The organism is Aeromonas sp. HMWF014, from assembly GCF_963878295.1.
GTDB classification, from domain to species: Bacteria; Pseudomonadota; Gammaproteobacteria; order Enterobacterales; family Aeromonadaceae; genus Aeromonas; species Aeromonas popoffii.
Window position 1 is genome coordinate 1 of the sequence record NZ_CAWNYS010000419.1, and the last position, 1,645, is coordinate 1,645.

Annotated in this window: 3 protein-coding genes and 1 pseudogene; 3 read left to right on the plus strand and 1 reads right to left on the minus strand. The window is 61.0% G+C overall.

What is annotated here, in order from left to right; genetic code table 11:
- Positions 1 to 342: pseudogene (locus AAC083_RS16695) on the plus strand (band-7 C-terminal domain-containing protein); the annotation flags it as partial.
- Positions 339 to 794 carry an NfeD family protein gene (locus AAC083_RS16700; RefSeq protein ID WP_108537193.1) on the plus strand — a complete coding sequence of 152 codons (456 nt, stop codon included), beginning with the start codon at positions 339 to 341 and terminating at the stop codon, positions 792 to 794. The pseudogene AAC083_RS16695 and the gene AAC083_RS16700, both read left to right, overlap by 4 nt.
- 80 nt (positions 795 to 874) lie before the next feature.
- On the opposite strand, the gene AAC083_RS16705 is transcribed toward AAC083_RS16700, so the two are convergent.
- Complete coding sequence (locus AAC083_RS16705; RefSeq protein ID WP_108537194.1) at positions 875 to 1,285, minus strand: CBS domain-containing protein; 411 nt, start codon at positions 1,283 to 1,285, stop codon at positions 875 to 877.
- Positions 1,286 to 1,438: 153 nt separating this feature from the next.
- Between AAC083_RS16705 and AAC083_RS16710 the strand changes: the two genes are divergently transcribed.
- Positions 1,439 to 1,645 (plus strand): ATP-binding cassette domain-containing protein (locus tag AAC083_RS16710; protein ID WP_146181707.1); only part of this gene is annotated, 207 nt, incomplete at its 3' end.

A 1,645-nucleotide genomic window follows, 5' to 3' on the forward strand; every position in this document is an offset into this window, starting at 1 on the left:
GGGGTGCGTCAGTCCAAGATCCTCAAGGCCGAAGGCGAGAAGCAGTCCCAGATCCTCAAGGCTGAGGGTGAGCGTCAGGCCGCCTTCCTCGCCGCCGAAGCGCGGGAGCGGGCCGCCGAGGCGGAAGCCAAGGCAACCCATATGGTTTCCCAGGCCATCGCCGAGGGGGATATGCAGGCCATCAACTACTTCGTTGCCCAGAAATACACGGAAGCGCTGGCCCGCATCGGTGAAGGCCCCAACAGCAAGATCATCATGATGCCGCTCGAAGCAGGCAGCCTGATTGGCTCGGTAGCTGGCATGGCCGAGCTGTTCAGGGACGGCAAGAGTAGCAAGTCATGACAGCCCTGCTCGCGGAGCTGACCCACTGGCACTGGCTGGGACTCGGTTTCGTGCTGCTGGCCATCGAAGTGCTGAGCTCGGTGGGTTTCCTGCTCTGGACCGGCATAGCCGCGGTGGAAGTCGGCTTGATCCTGCTGCTCTGGCCCTTCGGCTGGCAAGCGCAGCTGATGCTGTTTGCGGTGCAATCCCTGCTCACCACCTGGGTCTGGTGGCGCTGGCAGCACCGGCTGGACAGCTCGGGTCAGGATGCCGCCAGCCCCATCAATAAGCGGATGCAGAGCTATCTGGGCCGTGAGTTGACCCTGCTGGATGATGTGGTGCAGGGAACAAGCCGGGTGCGTCTGGATGACACCGTCTGGACGGTGCGCAGCGAGGTGCCGCTCACCGCGGGCAGTCGGGTCAAGGTGGTGGGGGCGGATTCCCACATCCTGTTGGTGGAACAATTGCCCTGACTCGGGCCAACCATCACCACTTGATGACACAACAAAGGGCTCCGCGGAGCCCTTTTTCATGGGGTGGCACAGGCCAAAGACTAGAAAGCGTCAGCGTCGAGGGCGGTGCGCAGCAGATCCTTCCAGCTGATGATGCCGACCAGAGCGCCATTTTCCAGCACTGGCAGGCAGGAGACATTCTTCTCCAGCATGATTTTCACACCGTCGCGCACCGGCAGATGGGGGGCGATGGTGACGGGATGGCGACTCATGATCTGGTGGGCACGCCGATTGAGGGTCTCGGTATCGCGGCTCATTTCGGCCTCGGAATCGAGATAGGGACTGATGGCACGGAACAGATCCCGGTCCGAGATGACCCCTACCAGCTCCTCCTCTTCCAGCACCAGCAGGTGACGAAAGTGGGCCTGCTCGAAGATATCCTTGATGACAGTGAGTCTGTCATCCATGGAAACGGTAGCGACCCGGGTCGTCATTATGTCTCTGATAAGCATGCTAACCTCCCCAACCCTGACTGATTTCTCTGTTATGGCATGTTTTTGCCCCCCCAGCCAGTGGGAGCCCCCCACCTCAAGTGCAAATCTGCGCCATTTCACGTAAGATCCGCGCCAGTTTTTCTCCTCCATTTGAGCAAGCAGACCCCATCCATGATAGTTGCCAGTCAAATCGAACTGATCCGCGGCGGCCGCAAGCTGCTGGACAACGCCTCCGCCACCATACACCCGGGCCACAAGGTGGGCCTGGTGGGTAAAAACGGCTGTGGCAAGTCCACCTTTTTTGCACTGGTACGGGGCGAGCTGGCCATCGACAGCGGCAGCTTCAGCCTGCCCGCCGGCTGGCAGATCGCCGGCGTC